This is a genomic window from Undibacterium sp. CY21W (assembly GCF_014284265.1).
Classification (GTDB): Bacteria; Pseudomonadota; Gammaproteobacteria; order Burkholderiales; family Burkholderiaceae_D; genus Undibacterium; species Undibacterium aquatile.
On sequence record NZ_JACOGE010000009.1, the window covers coordinates 1 to 17,328 of the forward strand.

The following is a 17,328-nucleotide window of genomic DNA, read 5'->3' on the forward strand; positions in this document are numbered from 1 at the left end:
TCGCTTCGCTTTTTCTTCTCAGCGTCCGCATTTTGTTGTGCGGGCACCAATCGGATCGCTTGGCCTGACTTCGGTCTGTTGACTGTGCGGGCTGCTTTTTTACTTGCAGCTCTTCACTTTCTTCCCCGCCTTTCAGCGGGAGCCGAACTATAGCAAAACCTTCCTCAATTCGCAATCTAACAGGTAAATTATTTTAATGAATATGCGAATGACGGCGGTAAAGACATTCGGCGCAAATCAACGATCACAGATAAAAAAACAGCCTTGCGTCCTTTCGAACGCAAGGCTGTTTTCAGGTCCGCGTGATATTAATCAGCGCTGAGCAAGTGCATCAACCACACACAAAGCCGTCATATTAACGATACGGCGGACTGTCGCCGATGGTGTCAGGATATGAACAGGTTTTGCACAACCCAATAAGATAGGGCCAATCGCAACGTTATTACCAGCGGTGATTTTCATCAGGTTATAGGCGATGTTAGCTGCATCGATATTCGGCATAACCAGTAAATTTGCATCGCCCTTCAAAGTCGAATTCGGCATCATTTTTTTACGATATGCTGAGTCCAAAGCCGTGTCGCCATGCATTTCGCCGTCAATTTCCAGATCTGGCGCCTGACGCTGAATGATTTCCAGCGCTGCACGCATTTTTTGTGCAGATTCGCTATTGCTGGAGCCGAAATTAGAATGCGATAACAAGGCTGCTTTTGGCAACAAACCGAAACGGCGCATTTCTTCTGCGGCAAGTATCGTGATTTCCGCAATTTGTTCGGCTGTTGGATTCTCATTCACATGCGTGTCAACCAGAACAAGCTGACGATCCGGCAAGACCAACACATTCATCGCCGCATTCACCTTCACATTACTGCGCTTACCGAGAACCTGGTTGATGTAATTCAGGTGCAGGCCAGTGCTACCGAACGTGCCGCAGATCATACCGTCAGCATCACCTTTATGGATCATCATTGATCCTATCAATGTGTGGCGACGGCGCATTTCCAGTTTCGCGTACTGCTCTGTCACGCCTTTGCGGCATGTCATCTCATGATATGTCTTGGAATACTCGCGATAGCGTGGATCAAACTCAGGGTTGATCACTTCAAAATCGACACCAGGGCGAATACGCAGACCAAACTTCTCGACGCGTTGCGCCAGAATATGTGGGCGCCCCACCAGAATCGGCGTTGCCAGCTTCTCATCAACAACGACCTGAACAGCACGCAGAACGCGCTCTTCTTCACCTTCTGGGTAAACAATACGTTTGCGATCTGCAGGCGCTTTTTTCGCCAACTGAAACAGAGGCTTCATGAAGGTGCCGCTGTGATAGACGAATTGCTGCAACTTCTCAACGTATGCCTGCATGTCCTTGATCGGACGCGCCGCCACACCGCACTCTTCCGCTGCTTTTGCAACTGCTGGCGCAATCTTGATCATCAGGCGCGGATCAAATGGCTTAGGAATCAGGTATTCCGGGCCAAAAGACAAGTTGCTGATGCCATAGGCTGAAGCAACGACGTCAGACTGCTCGGCTTGTGCCAACTCTGCAATCGCATGCACCACCGCGATTTCCATTTCGCGTGTAATCGTCGTGGCACCGCAATCGAGCGCACCACGGAAAATATAAGGGAAACACAAAACATTGTTAACCTGATTCGGGAAGTCAGAACGACCGGTTGCCATCACCGCATCATCACGCACCGCCTTGACTTCTTCCGGCAGAATTTCCGGGGTCGGATTTGCCAGCGCCAGGATCAGTGGCTTTTCAGCCATCATTCTGACCATATCCTGTTTCAGTACGCCACCGGCGGACAGACCGAGGAAAATATCGGCACCTTCAATCACTTCTTTCAGGCTACGTGCCGATGTTTCCTGCGCAAAGCGCTCCTTGTCCGGATCCATCAACTCTGCACGGCCTTTATAAACCACGCCAGCCAGATCGGTCACATAGATGTTTTCAATCGGGAAGCCGAGGTCAACGATCAGATCCAGACAGGCCAGCGCTGCAGCACCAGCACCAGAAACCACCAGTTTCGCATTTTTAATATCTTTACCGACGACTTTTAATCCGTTCATGATCGCGGCACCGACAATAATCGCCGTACCGTGCTGATCGTCATGGAAGACCGGAATCTTCATGCGTTCACGTAATTTTCGCTCAATGTAAAAACACTCTGGCGCTTTAATATCTTCCAGATTAATGCCGCCGAATGTTGGCTCCAGAGAAGCAATGATATCGACCAGTTTGTCTGGGTCAGGTTCGTTGATTTCAATATCGAACACATCAATGCCAGCAAACTTCTTGAACAGAACGCCCTTGCCTTCCATCACTGGCTTAGATGCCAGCGGGCCGATATTGCCGAGACCGAGCACTGCGGTACCGTTGGTAATCACACCGACCAGATTGCCGCGCGCGGTGTACTTAAATGCAGCGGTAGGATCAGCAACGATTTCCTCGCACGGAGACGCCACACCAGGGGAATACGCTAACGCCAGATCGCGTTGATTTGTCAATTGCTTGGTCGGCGTCACACTGATTTTACCCGGCGTCGGGAACTCATGATATTCCAGTGCGGCCTGGCGCAACTGCTGACGTATTTGCTCTTTTTGATCTGATGACGAATCCATGTGGGGCTGCCTCTTTCTATTTTTACTTACTCAAAACTTACGATTAGCCTGTGATTCTAGCAGAGGGAACCCTCTAACTTCATACGTATTTACACGACTTTTATCTTTTTCAGAGGACGAATCAGATAAAAATCGATCAAATCACTCGCTCTTAAATAGCCAAAAACTATTCAACAAATAAAAACAATTGAATTCACAAATCAATTATTAATATCTATCATTGCACCATGTTTGATAGAAAACGTTTTAAATAACGATCACCAAGGAGAATCATATGAGCACCCAGGCAAATCCATCCGTCACTATTCAAAACCTCGAATCTGCGTTTGCAGGCGAATCGATGGCACACATTAAATACCGCTATTTTGCCAAGCTGGCACGCGAAGCCGGTGCTGAAGATGTAGCACAAGCATTTGAAGCGACCGCAGATCAGGAAGTCATGCACGCATTCGGTCATCTCGATCTGCTGTATCCAAAAGCGCAACTGACCCCACAACGGGCTTTAGAAATCGCGATTGAAGGAGAAACGTATGAATACACAGAAATGTATCCAAAATTCCGCCACCTCGCCGTGGAAGAAGGCAATCACGCTGCTGTCGCCGAGTACGATGAGCAAATCGCAGAATCTAAGGAACATGCTGAAAACTTTAAGCGGACTTTAGCCATGGCTGCCAAACGTTTTGCCGCGCTGGCGAAAGTTGAAGAGCGTCATGCGAACCACTATCGCGCTGTGCTCGAAGCCAGCAAAGCATCCTAAGCAACGACACACCGGACATTCCAGCGATGCCCCGAATCAATGCGGCGTCGCTGACAACATCAAAAAAAACAAGCAACAATTCTGAGGACAATATGAAAACTTATCAATGTATCGTATGCGGTTTTATCTATGACGAAGCACTCGGTTTGCCAGAAGAAGGCATTCCTGCAGGCACACGCTGGGACGACATTCCAGCAGACTGGGAATGCCCGGACTGCGGCGTCGCCAAAGCCGATTTTGATATGGTGGAAATCTGATATGAAACCCGTCGCCATCATCGGTTCCGGCCTGGCGGGCTACACCGTGGCCCGTGAATTCCGCAAGCTGGACAAAACCACACCTGTGCTGATCATCACCGGCGATGATGGCGGCTTTTACTCCAAGCCCATGTTGTCGAACGCCTTTGCGCAAGGCAAAACCGCGAGTCACCTGCGCAGCCAGACAGCAGATCAGATGGCGGCGCAAATCAATGCCACGATCCTGACCAGAACACAAGTCCGTGGAATCGATACGACAAAGCAAACTGTCCACACCAGCGCCGGTGAATTTGAATTCAGTCAACTGGTGCTGGCGGTGGGCGCGCAAGCGATACGTTTGCCGTTCGCTGGCAACGCCGCCGATCAGGTGTTGTCGGTGAATACGCTGGATGACTATGCGGTTCTGCGCGACAGACTCAGCGCTGCCGGTACATCCGCCCGCGTTGCCATCATCGGCGCAGGTCTGATCGGCTGTGAATTTGCCGACGATCTGCGTAGCGGAGGCCATCAGGTCACCCTGATCGACCCGCATCCTGCGCCGCTGGCGGCACTCGCGCCACCAGCGATTTCTGCAGGATTACAAGCCGCACTGCAAGCGCGACACGTGCAGTTCCGGCTGGGCACAACCAGCAGCAGTATCGACCGCACCGACACCGGCTTGCGGATCACGCTGGTCAACGGCGAACACATCGACGTCGATGTGATCTTGTCGGCAGTAGGGCTGCGTGCCGATATCCGGCTCGCACAGGAAGCACATTTGCAAGCCGAGCGCGGCATCCTCGTGGATAAGTTTGGGCAAACCAGCGTCAAAGGTATTTATGCATTGGGCGATTGCGCACAATATGCACAAGCCGATGGCAACAGCATCACCTTGCCGTATGTCGCACCGATCATGGCGGCGGCGCGCGCAATTGCACAAAGTCTGGCCGGAACGCCGACCGCAATCGACTTTAAACCAGCGCCAGTCCTGGTGAAAACGCCAAGCTATCCGATCGCACTGGTAGCACCGCCGCTGGCAGTGGCGAAGCGTGGGCAATGGGAAAACGAGCAGACCGAAAGTCATCCGGAAGTGTCCGCCAGCATCTGTCGCTTCATCGACAATGATGGCGTCATACGCGGCTTCGCGGTGGCACCACAGGAAGCGAAAATCAGGAATGCTTTATTGAGCGAACTTGGAACAGTGAAAACCTCAGCGATAGCCTGAAACCGCCAAACCCAGTACGTGCTACGTGAGTGAAAAGCATCTCCAAAGGCATTTTTGGCGTTAAATATACTCCCCCCAGTATGTTTTAACACCCTTTATTTACAAGGACATGAGCGTGTTTTTCTTACATACTCCCCTTTTTTCTTAAAATTGACGGGAAAAAGAGGAAGGCGTGGAAATGCCAATACAGTACAGAAAGCTTGCGCCATCGGCATTCAATGAGGTGCAATCGCTCATGCGTGTTGAAGGCATGGTGCAGGCGTATTCAAGGAAAATTCTATGCGAACGGAATCTCCATTCGATGCGCGAAAAATCATGCGTCAGGGTGTCATCAGGAATGTCGCGCCGCCATCATCCTTGGGTACAATGCGCGCATGCTCTCAGAATTCGACTTAATCAAGCGCTATTTCGCGCACCATTCCGCGCCTGACGCCGTGCTCGCACTGGGTGTCGGCGACGACTGCGCCTTGCTCAATCCCACGCCCGGTATGCAAATCGCGATTTCCAGCGACATGCTGGTATCAGGCCGACATTTCTTTCCGGATGCTGATCCATTTCTGCTGGGGCACAAATGCCTCGCGGTGAATCTCTCGGATCTGGCGGCAATGGGCGCAAAGCCGCTGGGATTCACGCTGGCCTTTTCTCTGCCGGAAGCGAATCCGGCCTGGCTGGAACAATTTGCGCGTGGCTTGCTGAGTCTCGCGGATGCCCATCAATGCCGCCTGATCGGTGGCGACACCACCAAAGGGCCGCTGAATATCTGCATCACCATTTTTGGCGAACTGCCGAAAGACAGCGCGCTGCGCCGCGATGCGGCACAAATCGGTGACGATATCTGGGTCTCAGGCACGCTGGGAGACGCGCGTCTGGCATTGGCTGCGTACTGGAAAGAAGTGACGCTCAGTGAATCAGATCATGAACGCGCAGCGCAGCGCATGCATCAGCCTACGCCCCGCATCGCCCTCGGCATTGCCTTGCGTGGCATCGCCCATGCGGCACTCGATATTTCCGACGGGCTCGCAGGCGATCTCGGTCATATACTCGAACGCTCAGGTCTCGGTGCCACCCTGTTTGTCGATCAGTTGCCCGCTGGGCCCGTCTTGCAGCAACAACCTCTGGAATTACGCCGCCAGTTCACGCTGACAGGCGGTGATGATTACGAGTTGTGCTTCACTGCACCTGCCTCACATCGCGCTGACATCATCGCCGCTGGACACGCAAGCAATACGCCAGTCACCCGCATCGGTCAGATTGAAGCAGCCGCTGGTTTGCGCCTGACGGATGATCAGCAGCAACCCATTCGCATGACACTCCATTCCTTTGATCATTTCAGCACACCATGAACACGTCAGACCTGCAACAACCAACGATCATCATCCGCCCCGACTGGCGTTTCATGCTGAGTCATCCGGCACATATTCTGGCGCAGGGTTTCGGCAGCGGCTTATCGCCAGCCGTGCCGGGTACCATGGGCACGCTGTTCGGCTGGCTCAGTTTTAATGTACTGAGTCAGCGCTGGCCGGAAATCTTTACGACCGCAGGCTGGGCGTGGATTATCGTCATCGGCTTTCTGATCGGCATCTGGGCTTGCAAAGTCACAGGAAAAAATCTTGGCGTGGCCGATCATGGCAGCATGGTGTGGGATGAAATCATCGCGATCTGGGCGGTGCTGTTGTTTGTGCTGCCGGCAGACGCGCGCACGCAAACCTGGGCATTTCTGATTTTTCGCTTTTTTGACATGGTTAAACCGCCGCCTATCCGCTATTTCGATCGCCACTTGAAGGGCGGATTCGGCGTCATGTGGGACGATATTGTCGCCGCCTTTTTTACGCTGCTGGTGTTTGCACTCTGGCGCGCATGGTGACGCCGGCCTTTGCCGGACACCTTGCCGGATCTGAACGGCATTGATGTCTGACGCATGTCATAGATCACACCGGCGTCTTCACTTTCTGCCATACATGGTGGTAAAGTAAGTCTGACTTTACAGTCGCCAACAAAAACCAGACGGGAGACCCACCATGCAAAACGCACTTGAACTTGCAGCACAAATCGGCACCGAACTGAAAGAAAAACGGCTGTTACTGACGGTCGCCGAATCCTGTACCGGCGGCGGCGTGGCGCAGGCGATCACCGAAATCGCCGGCTCATCGGACTGGTTTGACTGCGGCTTCGTTACCTATTCCAATTCATCCAAATCTGAGCTGTTAAATATCCCGGCGGCGCTGATTGCCCGGCACGGTGCGGTCAGCGAAGAAATCGCCGCCGCAATGGCCGAAGGTGCCATCGCCAATTCAGAGGGCAATGTGTCCTTATCAACAACCGGCATTGCCGGCCCGACCGGGGCCGTTCCCGGCAAACCTATCGGCACAGTCTGCTTTGGATGGATCGTCGGCGGCGTCACACATACCGAACGACTGATATTTACCGGCGACCGCCACGCGGTACGCGAACAAACAGTCGCACACGCACTGGCGAAGCTGCTGCGTTACTTACAGGAGTTATAAGTTGTCTTTCACCAGCGCCAGAATCCGCGCCTTACTCGTCGACGACGATGCTGAAATCGGCATCCTGCTGTGCAAGTATCTGGAAAAATTTGATATTCACTGCACCGCCGTCGGCGATGGCAGCGCCATGCGTGAAGCCTTGTCGCATCACACTTTTGATGTGGTCTTATTAGATCTGATGTTACCCGGTGAAGACGGTCTGACTCTGCTCCGTCACGTGCGTAACAAGAGTAACATCCCGGTCATCATGCTGACGGCACGCGGAGAATCGTCCGATAAAATTCTTGGTCTGGAATTAGGTGCAGATGACTATGTCGTCAAACCATTCGATACCCGCGAGCTGGTCGCCCGCATGCAAAGTGTGATCCGGCGCGCGCAGACGGAAGCAAAAAATCAGCAACTCGCCTCGGAAAATGAAATTCACTTTCAAGGATGGAAATTGCATTGCCCAAGCCGGCAATTACTCAGCCCGCAAAAGCTGGTCGTTCCTTTATCCAATTCAGAATATAAATTATTGCGGGCATTCCTTGCCCATCCAAAACAGATACTGACGCGCGATCAGTTACTCGAACTGGCGATCGGCAAATCCAGCAATTCAGTCGATCGCAGCATCGATCTGATGGTGTCACGTCTGCGCCAAAAACTGAATGATGATCCGCGCCAGCCTTCGTTATTAGAAACTGTGCGCGGTGAAGGCTATGTCTTCAGCGCCAGCCTGTAATCACGACGATGCAAAATTTACGGCAAAAAATGCGGCGAGTTTTTGCCGACACGATTTTTAATCGCTTGTTCGGTCTCGCATTTGCCGCGGTCTTCGTGAGTCATGCCGCTACATTCGTTTTACTTTTCGTGTTCCTCAGAGATGCATCGCATCCACCACCGCCGGAACTGCGCCCACCGGGAGCAGAATCGGGCTATTCAAGCAATCATCCGCCACAATACGGTGCGCGACCGCCGTCACCTCATCGCAGATCCGGTATTGACGGCCCCTTATCCGGCTTACTGATCAGCATGAGTCTGCAATTGCTGCTGCTGGCGATAGGCGCATGGATCAGTTCGCGTACACTCGCCAGACCGATACAGAATCTGGCCGCAGCGGCAAGCACATTAGGCGATCAGCAAGTTGTTCCTGTGTCTGAAACCGGGCCGCTGGAAGTCAGGCAGGCTGCTGTCATTTTTAATCAGATGCAATATCGGATACATCAGCAAATGGAAGAGCGGGCACGCTTTCTGGCAGCGGTATCGCATGACCTGCGCACGCCGTTAACGCGCATGAAATTACGTATAGATCAGACGGAAGCCACGGTCACCAACGGCAAGTTATTGCAGGACATTGATGAGATGCGCCACATGCTCAATGCGACACTGGATTATTTACGCGGCAGCAGTGAATCCATGCAATATCTGGATATCCAGTCCATGCTGGAAGCCATCGTCGATAATATGCGCGACGAAGGAAAGAGCGTGCGTATCGAAGGTCATTTGCAACCGGTCTATGCAATGCCAAATGAATTACAACGCAGCATCATTAACCTGCTGGAAAACGCGATATTCTATGGCGGCAGCACGCAGATTCAGCTACAGGATGCGGCGGATTTCGCGCTGATCCGTATCAGTGACGAAGGGCCTGGTATTCCTGAATCAGAACTAACAAAAGTATTCGATCCGTTTTACCGCATCGCCGGAGCACGCAACAAAAACAGCGGTGGCGTGGGCCTGGGCTTAAGTATTGCGCAGGAAATTATCCGTCAGCATCATGGCGTACTGAATCTCACGAACAATCCCAACGGGATCGGGCTTACCGCTGAAATCCGCCTGCCCCGCACGGCCATCAACGTAGCGAAATAAATTCAGAAGAAAGCAAAGTGTTTGCCCCCCCTGATGTTTGTATGTCATACCTGATACAAAGTTGACATAAACGAGCAAAATCAACAAGGGACAATAAACACAGTCACACGTTTTGTCTGAGCTTGTCTGTCCACGCAATCTCATTCATTTCTCTTACTGATTTTTTCTTCGTACAGGAGACCACGATGAGCAGCATTTCCGGTATTTCGTCCACATCCGCCTATTCAGGCAGTGTCAGTAGTGTCAAACGGCAACGCCCGGATCCGGCGCAGATGGCTGAACAGGCGTTTTCCAAGCTCGATACCAAAGGTCAGGGCTATCTCGAAGTCAGCGATCTGGAATCCGCCTTCAGCAACATCGCCAGCGCGTCCGGCAGCACGTCCGGCAGCGATGCGACATCAACTGCCAACGATTTATTTAAAAAACTGGATGCTGATAGTGACGGCAAAGTAACCAAAGACGAGTTTTCCAGTGGCTTAAAAAAACTGGCGGATGACCTGGAAAGCCAGTTCAACCAAAGCCGCACTTCCGGCGTGGGACAGGACAGAGGTACGCCGCCTCCGCCATCCGGCGCATCAGAGGCATCAGGAGGTGGGACTGACGCCGTCAGCTCGGGCAGCGCCACGACCAGCAGTACCGCTACAAGTTCGGCTAGTGACACGTCGTCCGCAAGCAAAACATATGAAGCTGCCGATACCAATCAGGATGGCAAGGTCACACAAAAAGAAGAGGAAGCGTATTTGCTGAAACTGCTCGAGGCGAAAGCAACTGCCAGTGGCGACAAAGGCACTCAACAAGCAGGTGCTGCAGACAACAATAGTGAAGCAACACTGTTCAAAAAAGCGATACAACTGTTACAGGCATATAGCTCACCGTCTCCATCGAATTCTCAGAGCATTTCTGTCAGCGTCTGAAAATCTCGTGCACATAAAAAAAGTGGCTTCAATGAAGTCACTTTTTTTATTCCCTGAACAACATACTTATCTGCGCCTAATGATTTTGCATCAGCAACTCATTGATCAGTACTGAATCGATTTTATCTGTCGCCAGGCTCTGATTCAGTTCTGAGCGCAACATTTCCCGGACGCGTTCAAAACCCTCTTCGGAATGCAGGTCTTCAGGATTTATTTTTGCGACCACAATCGGAAAAATATCGGACAGCGCTTTTTTGTTCGTCGCCAGCCAGTCGCGGTTTTTATTCTGCACTTGTATTGTGACCTGAAGGCGGATCACTTGCCCATCAACGTTGACGACTGTTTTTGGCAGCGCCAGATAACTTGGGGTGGTTTCATCTTTGGCGATCACTTTGATGTAAAAAATAGCGGAAAAAATAACGACAAAACTACACAAAGCGATAATCGCCGCATACAAAGCAAAATTATCTTTCTTTTGCGTTTTGCGATGCGTGAGCACTGGTTTGGCCGGTGTCGCACGGGCCTGTGTTTTTGGCGCAGAGCGCACATTAGCAGGCGCTTTCGGTGCGGGGTCAGATGGCAAGTCAAATTTCAAATCCGCCAATTCAGCATCCACCGCTTTCAAGGCCTTACCGTCGACGTCTTCAAAGTCTAGTTGTGCACTTAATAAGCTGGCTTTAGATGGATTGGTCGCCATTGTTATTAACCCGTAAATGAATTTTTCTGAGCCGATATTGTAATGCAGGGCATAATTTCCAAGTGGAAACATTTTCATCTATGCGAGAATCTTCGCGACCTCAACGGAACCCGATTCTACTTTCGTTACAAACTAAGCGTCTATAGTAGACCCGCTTTCGTTTAAGATGACGTGTTTTTTTATGTATTCCTCCGCAGCAATGTCCTCCTCACTTACTTCCGGCAGAAATATCTCTTTCGACAATATCAAAGCTATATTGATATTTTTAGTTGTCTTTGGTCATTTCGTCGAATTACATATTGCTCAGGATGCATTTCTGCGCCCCATCTGGATCTTCGCCTATGCATTTCACATGCCTATGTTTGCGTTGGTATCCGGGATATTCTCCAAAGCGAATCTCGACGAAAAACAATCAGTACAACTGATACGGAATATTGTAGCGCCGCTCCTGGGCTTCGAACTGATTTACGAGGCCACCGAATATCTGATACGCGGTTCCTTCAGCGTTTATGCGGGGCTGATCGCACCTTACTGGATGCTTTGGTATCTGATGAGTCTGTTGTGCTGGCGCTTGTTACTGCCGTTATTTGCGCGCTTACAATTTCCACTTATTCTGTCTCTGGGATTAGCGCTCGTCACCAGCTACTCTGAACACCTGGGTTATCTGCTGAGCGGCGCCCGTACGCTGTTCTTTTTCCCGTTTTTTATTTTAGGCTGGAAACTCGGCGCAAATGCTTTCGTATCGAAAGGGCGTGACTGGCGCTTAATTTGTATGGCATCAGTGATTGTCATTGCTGGCAGTATTATGTGTTTCCGGCTACCAGCCCAATTCGATTACCGCTGGCTCTACGGCAGTTTTTCTTTACACAGACTGGAAATGGCTGATCTGAGCGGCTCTTTGTACCAACTGCTGCAATATGGCGTATCGACGCTTTTAGGATTAAGCATCCTGTACTTGCTGAGTCTCAGAGACTGGGGATTGGCACGCGTAGGGCAACGATCAATGTACGTATTTTTGTGGCACGGAATGGCTCTGATCGCTCTTCATCAACTGGGCATACTGAATCGTATTTTTCAAATGGGCGATACCGCGCGCTTGTTGATCTCACTCGCCTCAAGCGCCGTAATTGTGTATCTGGGCTCCCATCGCTATTGTGAGAAATTCACGCAGAAATGTATCCTGAGCTCCTTGAACTGGCTATTGGTACGCCAGATACGCGCTCCGAATCCAACGCCGGAAATCACTGCACAGCAGGTTAAAGACGTGCCGCTCACACAAAAATAAACCGGCAAGGCTAGCCGCATGTCCGCCATATTCGGACGCGGACATGCGCTGAAAGCGAAGGTAATTACTTGGTCTGGATATGGTCGGCACTGAACTGCTGAGGATTCTTCCCCTGAATTCCGCTGTAAAACGCTTTGATCTCCTCCATATCGGCAGCAATATCACCCGTCGGCATGAACATGCGTCCGATTCCGCCGGCCTTTCTGCCAAAGTCCAGATATCCCAGTGCAATCGGTACACCGGCACCCAGCGCGATGTAATAAAAACCCGTTTTCCAGTGCGTGACTTTGCCTCGGGTACCTTCGGGCGGCACGATCACAGTCAGGCGCTCATTGGCATGGAAAGCATCAACAGTACCCTGCACCAGATTGCCGGCCGCGCTGCGGTTCACAGCAATGCCACCTAACCAGCGCATCACCACACGAATCACTGGCGGAAACAGACTGGACTTTCCCATCCAGTAGACACGCAATCGTAAAGCGAAACACACCATCAAAGTCACGGGGAAATCCCAGTTACTGGTGTGAGGTGCGGCAATCAGCACATATTTCTTTTCGGTGGGCGTTTGCCCTTCAACACGCCATCCGGTCAGACGTAATCCCGCGATGGAAATCCAACGCATCAATGTGTTAATTACAGGTGTTTCAAAAATAGTTAAGTGCATGCCGCAAGTCTTTGATATCAAATGATAAATTTGCCCGAAAGCCGGGCGACCCGGCATTATATTGATATCTGCGAAAAGCAGAAACTATTTCTTCTTGCGGGCTGATCAATCACAAATTTCACACATTTGAATGGTTAATCCAGTGCAAAATATCACGCCATTGCTCCAGATCTTTTTCTACTTTGGAGGGGGCAACATCCCATAAGGTCGCGCCATGAGCCGCTAATTGTATGTAATTTTGGGTATCGCGCAGATAGCCCAGAACCGGCAGACCCAACTGCCCCGCGTAATGACGTAGCTGATCCGCAGAGCGGCTGCGGGCATTCACCCGCATACCGAGAATACCGACCCGGCAAGCATGCTCACGTCTGGCCAGTTTTTTCAAAAATTCCTCGGTCGCCAGAATATCGAAAATAGACGGCTGCACAGGCACAATGATGGTATCGGCAAGTTTCAGAATGACATCGAGCTTACTGCCTTTTAAACCGGCGGGAGTATCAAGCACAACATGACTGGTGCCTTTGGGCGGTCTGGCAACAGCATTGTCGGCCACCTCCCACGCTGTAATTGCGGGCAAATTCGCAGGACGCAAACCCAACCAGACGCGGGACGACTGCTGGACATCAGTATCCCCCAGCATGACCCGATTCCCTTGTGCTGCAAAATAACCCGCCAGGTTTGTGGCAAACGTGCTCTTCCCTACACCACCTTTAGGATTGGCAATCGCAATAACGCGCATACGGACTCCCCGTTCATAGCAAGACGACAGACCATTTCAGTTCAAACGATGATGAAAGTCTCTTACTTGCGTTTATTGCATCTGTCCAGCCAGGCAGACTACCCGAACCAGTAACAGATACCGCAGAATCAGCCGTTTGAAGGAATTAATAATGCCATTTGTTCCGGACTCAGGTAACACCACTCACCTTCAGCCAGCGCCAGAGAGTTCAGCGTCAACTGACCAATCGCAGTACGCTGCAAAGCCGCGCAGTGATTACCAGCCGCAGCTAACATACGCTTCACCTGATGGTATTTACCTTGTTCGAGCACAATTTCTATTTTATGTGTGTCCAACTGACGGCATATCTGTGCTGCCAGCGGGGCAGGCTCGTCATGCAGCTGAACGCCATTTAATAAAGTGTTCACCAGATCATCGGTGACTGGCTCAGCCGTTGTTGCCAGATACACTTTCGGAATATGACGTTTCGGCGAAGACTGTGCGTGAATAAACGGCCCGTCATCGGACATCAATAACATCCCGGTCGTATCGTGATCCAGACGGCCGACAGGCTGCACATCGCGCCAGCTGAATTGCTCCGGCAGCAGCGTCAGCACACCGGGGTGATGGCTAGGCTTACGTGAACATTCAAAATTAGCGGGTTTATTGAGCGCAATATAAACGTGTTCGCGATATTGCCAGTCTTCGTCAAAAATCCGGAAAACCAGGCCGTCGGTCTCCAGCGTTTGTTTATAGTGGTCAACAACTTCACCGTTGATACTGATCTCACCGTCTTCAATCAATTCACGGCAGTATTTGCGTGTCCCAAAGCCCTGCGATTGCAGGATGCGGTCTAAAGATAATTTACTCATGGCGCGACTGTAGCAGAACAAAGCGGATCAAAGCTAGAGGCAAGACTAAACCCTTGCATGTTCGCTACCCATTCACCACTCTGGCGACGCGCGGAAGGGTAATTTTGAAGCAGGTTCCCTTGCCAAGCTGGCTGTCGACAGTGATATTGCCGCCTAATACATCTTTGATGAGGTTGTACACGATATTCAGGCCTAAACCACTGCCGCCCTGCCCCAGACGGGTCGTAAAAAACGGATCAAATATACGCCCAAGGTTAGCTGGAGGAATCCCTTTGCCATCATCGGCGACCAGCATTTCGACGTGTTCCGAGTCAATCAGTTTTGCAGAGATCGTCACGCGGCCACGTTTGTCTGGGTCAAAAGCATGGATGAACGCATTATTGATGAGATTGGTCATGACCTGACCTAAAGCGCCGGGATAGCTATCCATCATGAATTTTGGCGGGAGTTCTGCAACAACGGTATATTTTGTTTTCCGTATCATCGGCCCCAGCGTCGTAATCAACTCATCCATCATGCCGTCGAGCGCAAAAATTCGCCGGTTGGCACTGGTGCGGTCAACCGCCACCTGTTTGAAACTCGTGACCAGTTCGGATGCTTTGCTCAGATTACGCAACAGCAGATCGCTGCCGAGTCTGGCATTTTTTAAGTAGTCGTCCAACACTGATTTACGTATACCGTGCTCATATTGCTTCAGAAAATCATCGGTTTGTTGCTGCAAGGTACTGGCGACCGTGACGCAAGTACCGATAGGTGTATTCAGTTCATGTGCAACTCCGGCAACCAAAGAACCCAGAGCGGCCATTTTTTCTGTTCTGAGCAATTCCTGTTGCGCGCGCTGCAAATTTTCCAGTACGACGGTGAGTTCAGAATTCGCCTCTTCGAGCTCATGAGTACGTTCGAATACACGTTTTTCCAGCGTCTGATTCATATTCCGGATATCCAGCTCATTCTGACGCTTTTCCGTAATATCTTCCTGCACCAGTACTAACAAAGGCTCATTGCCGACGCGGATGATACGGCCGGATACCTGACACAGCAGGTTTTGTTCGCCGACGCCACAGCGACACCACGCTTCGTAAGAATGTATCTCTCCCTCACGTTCCAGAATATGAACGATGCGATCAAAGTCGTCCGGATTTCTCCACAACTGTGCTTGCATGGCGGGATTACCCAGCGTTGTCTCGCGCTCCCACTTAAACTGACGCAACCACGCATCATTAACATCCATAATCGCGTAACGTTCAGCTTTCCGCAAAACAGTCATCGCGACGGGAGATGACTGGAAAATAGCGATGAATTTATTTTCGGTATCGCGCAACACCTGCTCAACTCTGGAACGCTCCAGCAATTCTTGTTGCAGAACCTGATTTTGCAAATCTCGCTCGGCAATCAGGCTGCCCAGATTCAAACGCATCTGATCAAGCCCATGCGCAAGATTACCGATCTCATCCTGACGCTTCCATTCCAGTGACTTATTGAGCTCACCTGCAGACAAAAATAACGTCGCTCTTTGCAGTTTTTGTATAGGACGGACTATCCTGCGATCAAAGACAAACCAGATCAGGACGAAAGAAAATATCACCTGCGCCAGCAACGCAAGCAGCAATTTCAGAATGTCATCAAAGAAATCGCGATCAACGTAAGCAGAGGTCAGTTCCAGCGATACTTTCCCGATCACCTTCTGATCCAGCCTGATATCGCGTGCCAGACTGACGACATTGTTTTGGGGTTTGCGCTCTTTTTCGAGATGTACAAAGACAGTGCCAGATTCATCGGTGATCGTAACGCTGTTGACCTCACGGTTACGCATCACTGCCTGTACAAACTGCCCGGCAACTTCCCTGTCAACGTTCCATAACGGAACTTCCATGGCCTTGGATAACATGTCCGCATACTGGGACATCGGACTATAAACACGTAACTGTAACTCCCGCTCGTAACGTGTCTTGACCGTGAAATACCCAAATAAAACCGCGGGCACCAAAATGCCCGCAGCCACACCGATGATGGATATTTGTCTGAGTGACAGATGACGCAAAATGGATCTCAATCTGAACGGTCTCTATTTAGCTTGTTGCTTACGCCACAATTGAATATTCGATGAAACCAGCTTGTTCATCAGATTTTGTTTCTCCAGCTTGTACAAGGCTTTTGCGATCCGCCCACGCATTTCCGGCGTGTTGCAAGGTGATTTGTGAGAAATGGTCAGGTATAAATTTTCGTTGGTGACTGGTGGTAATAAGGGCTTGAGATTCTGGATGTTCATCTTCGCGATATACGCGAGCCCCGGGTCTTCCTCGTAAATCAGATAATCCGCACGCGACAATGTCAATAAGGTGAGCGCCTGTTCCAGGCTTGGGACAGTGGCAACCTTCAGCGACTCACTGGCATAGCGATCAAAGTCCTCACCAAAACTATTGTTAATGACGGTGATACCACGCTTACCAACCAGATCTTTCCATTTTTTATATGTCAGCGCACTGTCTTTCCTGACCCAGATGACAGTGCGAGTTTCACGAAACGCAGGATAAAAATAATCCATGTAATCAAACCGCGGCAACGTTAAAAATGCACCCGCCAGCAAATCAACGCGCCCGAGTTTTGCTTCCTCCTGCACCCGTCCCCAGGGGCCGATATATTTCACTTCCACCGGGATACCAATCTCTTTCGACAAGGATTGCATGAGATCGGCATTCGCGCCTATCAAATGGCTTTCATCATCGGGATCGCGCCATAAAAACGGGGGATATTCAGGATTACCTGTGGCGATCAGTTTTTTGCACACTTCGTCAGTCGCAGCCGCCGCCGAGCCGAATGCTGTGCCTAAAGTGATGAGTATGCCCGCCATGCGCAACAAGGTTGCCGTTCTGAAAAGGCATCTCATAGAGCAAGAATCTCCACGTCGTTGATTAATCGAATTTGCAGTCTATCGTCAGTACAGACGCTAAGCAAGAAATCAGTTTCAGCATTGCAACATTCA

The 17,328-nt window shown here is 50.8% G+C and carries 17 protein-coding genes; 10 read left to right on the forward strand and 7 right to left on the reverse strand.

Annotation, left to right across the window (positions count from 1 at the left end):
* Positions 1-312: 312 nt before the first annotated feature.
* Positions 313-2,625 carry an NADP-dependent malic enzyme gene (locus H8K29_RS16910; protein WP_186885901.1) on the reverse strand — a complete coding sequence of 771 codons (2,313 nt, stop codon included), beginning with the start codon at positions 2,623-2,625 and terminating at the stop codon, positions 313-315.
* Positions 2,626-2,899: 274 nt separating this feature from the next.
* Between H8K29_RS16910 and H8K29_RS16915 the strand changes: the two genes are divergently transcribed.
* The 9 genes from H8K29_RS16915 (at position 2,900) to H8K29_RS16955 (ending at position 10,109) form a co-directional block, all read left to right on the forward strand.
* Positions 2,900-3,382, forward strand: coding sequence for a rubrerythrin family protein (locus H8K29_RS16915; protein ID WP_186898523.1), 483 nt, complete (start codon positions 2,900-2,902; stop codon positions 3,380-3,382).
* Positions 3,383-3,474: 92 nt separating this feature from the next.
* The gene (locus H8K29_RS16920) at positions 3,475-3,639 is read left to right on the forward strand and encodes a rubredoxin (RefSeq protein ID WP_186898524.1); all 165 of its coding nucleotides are present in this window, start codon (positions 3,475-3,477) and stop codon (positions 3,637-3,639) included.
* Position 3,640: 1 nt separating this feature from the next.
* Positions 3,641-4,843, forward strand: coding sequence for an FAD-dependent oxidoreductase (locus tag H8K29_RS16925; protein ID WP_186898525.1), 1,203 nt, complete (start codon positions 3,641-3,643; stop codon positions 4,841-4,843).
* Positions 4,844-5,217: 374 nt separating this feature from the next.
* Positions 5,218-6,186 (forward strand): thiamine-phosphate kinase, encoded by a 969-nt coding sequence (gene thiL, locus H8K29_RS16930; RefSeq protein WP_186898526.1) that lies wholly within the window; start codon positions 5,218-5,220, stop codon positions 6,184-6,186.
* Positions 6,183-6,707: a phosphatidylglycerophosphatase A gene (locus H8K29_RS16935; RefSeq protein ID WP_255423430.1), complete on the forward strand. Its 525-nt coding sequence runs from the start codon at positions 6,183-6,185 to the stop codon at positions 6,705-6,707. Before thiL ends, H8K29_RS16935 begins: the two co-directional genes overlap by 4 nt.
* Positions 6,708-6,861: 154 nt before the next feature.
* Positions 6,862-7,347, forward strand: coding sequence for a CinA family protein (locus tag H8K29_RS16940; RefSeq protein ID WP_186898527.1), 486 nt, complete (start codon positions 6,862-6,864; stop codon positions 7,345-7,347).
* Between the two features lies 1 nt (position 7,348).
* Positions 7,349-8,068, forward strand: coding sequence for a response regulator (locus tag H8K29_RS16945; protein ID WP_186885907.1), 720 nt, complete (start codon positions 7,349-7,351; stop codon positions 8,066-8,068).
* 29 nt (positions 8,069-8,097) lie between these two features.
* Complete coding sequence (locus H8K29_RS16950) at positions 8,098-9,195, forward strand: ATP-binding protein (protein ID WP_186898528.1); 1,098 nt, start codon at positions 8,098-8,100, stop codon at positions 9,193-9,195.
* Between the two features lie 185 nt (positions 9,196-9,380).
* Positions 9,381-10,109, forward strand: a complete 729-nt coding sequence (locus tag H8K29_RS16955) for an EF-hand domain-containing protein (protein ID WP_186898529.1) — start codon at positions 9,381-9,383, stop codon at positions 10,107-10,109.
* 76 nt (positions 10,110-10,185) lie between these two features.
* Here H8K29_RS16955 and fliL read toward each other — a convergent pair whose 3' ends face one another.
* Positions 10,186-10,806 (reverse strand): flagellar basal body-associated protein FliL, encoded by a 621-nt coding sequence (gene fliL / locus H8K29_RS16960; protein WP_186898530.1) that lies wholly within the window; start codon positions 10,804-10,806, stop codon positions 10,186-10,188.
* Between the two features lie 199 nt (positions 10,807-11,005).
* On the opposite strand from fliL, the gene H8K29_RS16965 reads away from it, so the two are divergent.
* Positions 11,006-12,091: an acyltransferase family protein gene (locus tag H8K29_RS16965; RefSeq protein ID WP_186898531.1), complete on the forward strand. Its 1,086-nt coding sequence runs from the start codon at positions 11,006-11,008 to the stop codon at positions 12,089-12,091.
* Positions 12,092-12,155: 64 nt separating this feature from the next.
* Here H8K29_RS16965 and H8K29_RS16970 read toward each other — a convergent pair whose 3' ends face one another.
* The 5 genes from H8K29_RS16970 to H8K29_RS16990 form a co-directional block, all read right to left on the reverse strand.
* Positions 12,156-12,755: a lysophospholipid acyltransferase family protein gene (locus H8K29_RS16970; RefSeq protein WP_186898532.1), complete on the reverse strand. Its 600-nt coding sequence runs from the start codon at positions 12,753-12,755 to the stop codon at positions 12,156-12,158.
* A gap of 118 nt (positions 12,756-12,873) precedes the next feature.
* Positions 12,874-13,494, reverse strand: a complete 621-nt coding sequence (locus H8K29_RS16975) for a ParA family protein (RefSeq protein WP_186898533.1) — start codon at positions 13,492-13,494, stop codon at positions 12,874-12,876.
* A 128-nt stretch (positions 13,495-13,622) separates the two neighbouring features.
* The gene (locus tag H8K29_RS16980; RefSeq protein ID WP_186898534.1) at positions 13,623-14,345 is read right to left on the reverse strand and encodes a pseudouridine synthase; all 723 of its coding nucleotides are present in this window, start codon (positions 14,343-14,345) and stop codon (positions 13,623-13,625) included.
* A 64-nt stretch (positions 14,346-14,409) separates the two neighbouring features.
* Positions 14,410-16,386, reverse strand: a complete 1,977-nt coding sequence (locus H8K29_RS16985; RefSeq protein ID WP_186898535.1) for an ATP-binding protein — start codon at positions 16,384-16,386, stop codon at positions 14,410-14,412.
* Between the two features lie 24 nt (positions 16,387-16,410).
* Positions 16,411-17,232, reverse strand: coding sequence for an ABC transporter substrate-binding protein (locus tag H8K29_RS16990; protein ID WP_186898536.1), 822 nt, complete (start codon positions 17,230-17,232; stop codon positions 16,411-16,413).
* Positions 17,233-17,328 lie beyond the last annotated feature (96 nt).